This window comes from Rummeliibacillus sp. SL167 (assembly GCF_007896505.1).
Classification (GTDB): Bacteria; Bacillota; Bacilli; order Bacillales_A; family Planococcaceae; genus Rummeliibacillus; species Rummeliibacillus suwonensis.
The window spans coordinates 1-1,636 of the sequence record NZ_VCBM01000014.1 but is presented as its reverse complement, the minus strand read 5'-3'; the positions used below and the strand labels follow the sequence as shown (position 1 = coordinate 1,636).

Annotated in this window: 1 rRNA gene; it reads left to right on the top strand. The window is 52.7% G+C overall.

The features are described from left to right. Positions 1–60 precede the first annotated feature (60 nt). A 16S ribosomal RNA gene (locus FEZ13_RS19215) occupies positions 61–1,608 on the top strand. The last annotated feature ends 28 nt before the right edge of the window (positions 1,609–1,636 follow it).

Genomic DNA, 1,636 nt, shown 5'->3' with positions numbered 1-1,636 from the left:
AAAATAGATATCATCTTCGGATGATACGCTAGCAAAGCAAATGAGCTTTCAAACTTAACTTTTATGGAGAGTTTGATCCTGGCTCAGGACGAACGCTGGCGGCGTGCCTAATACATGCAAGTCGAGCGCATGACGAGGAGCTTGCTCCTCTGATTGAGCGGCGGACGGGTGAGTAACACGTGGGCAACCTGCCCTGTAGACGGGGATAACTTCGGGAAACCGGAGCTAATACCGGATAATCCTCTTCCCCACATGGGGAAGAGTTGAAAGGCGCTTTCGCGTCACTACAGGATGGGCCCGCGGTGCATTAGCTAGTTGGTGGGGTAACGGCCTACCAAGGCGACGATGCATAGCCGACCTGAGAGGGTGATCGGCCACATTGGGACTGAGACACGGCCCAAACTCCTACGGGAGGCAGCAGTAGGGAATCTTCCACAATGGACGAAAGTCTGATGGAGCAACGCCGCGTGAGTGATGAAGGTTTTCGGATCGTAAAACTCTGTTGTAAGGGAAGAACCAGTACGTCAGGCAATGGACGTACCTTGACGGTACCTTATTAGAAAGCCACGGCTAACTACGTGCCAGCAGCCGCGGTAATACGTAGGTGGCAAGCGTTGTCCGGAATTATTGGGCGTAAAGCGCGCGCAGGCGGTTTCTTAAGTCTGATGTGAAAGCCCACGGCTTAACCGTGGAGGGTCATTGGAAACTGGGAGACTTGAGTGCAGAAGAGGAAAGTGGAATTCCAAGTGTAGCGGTGAAATGCGTAGAGATTTGGAGGAACACCAGTGGCGAAGGCGACTTTCTGGTCTGCAACTGACGCTGAGGCGCGAAAGCATGGGGAGCAAACAGGATTAGATACCCTGGTAGTCCATGCCGTAAACGATGAGTGCTAAGTGTTAGGGGGTTTCCGCCCCTTAGTGCTGCAGCTAACGCATTAAGCACTCCGCCTGGGGAGTACGACCGCAAGGTTGAAACTCAAAGGAATTGACGGGGGCCCGCACAAGCGGTGGAGCATGTGGTTTAATTCGAAGCAACGCGAAGAACCTTACCAGGTCTTGACATCCCGATGACCGCTCTAGAGATAGAGTTTTCCCTTCGGGGACATTGGTGACAGGTGGTGCATGGTTGTCGTCAGCTCGTGTCGTGAGATGTTGGGTTAAGTCCCGCAACGAGCGCAACCCTTAATCTTAGTTGCCATCATTTAGTTGGGCACTCTAAGGTGACTGCCGGTGATAAACCGGAGGAAGGTGGGGATGACGTCAAATCATCATGCCCCTTATGACCTGGGCTACACACGTGCTACAATGGACGGTACAAAGAGTCGCTAACTCGCGAGAGTATGCTAATCTCATAAAACCGTTCTCAGTTCGGATTGTAGGCTGCAACTCGCCTACATGAAGCCGGAATCGCTAGTAATCGCGGATCAGCATGCCGCGGTGAATACGTTCCCGGGCCTTGTACACACCGCCCGTCACACCACGAGAGTTTGTAACACCCGAAGTCGGTGAGGTAACCTTTGGGAGCCAGCCGCCGAAGGTGGGATAGATGATTGGGGTGAAGTCGTAACAAGGTAGCCGTATCGGAAGGTGCGGCTGGATCACCTCCTTTCTAAGGAATATTTCGGAAATAAGTTCTT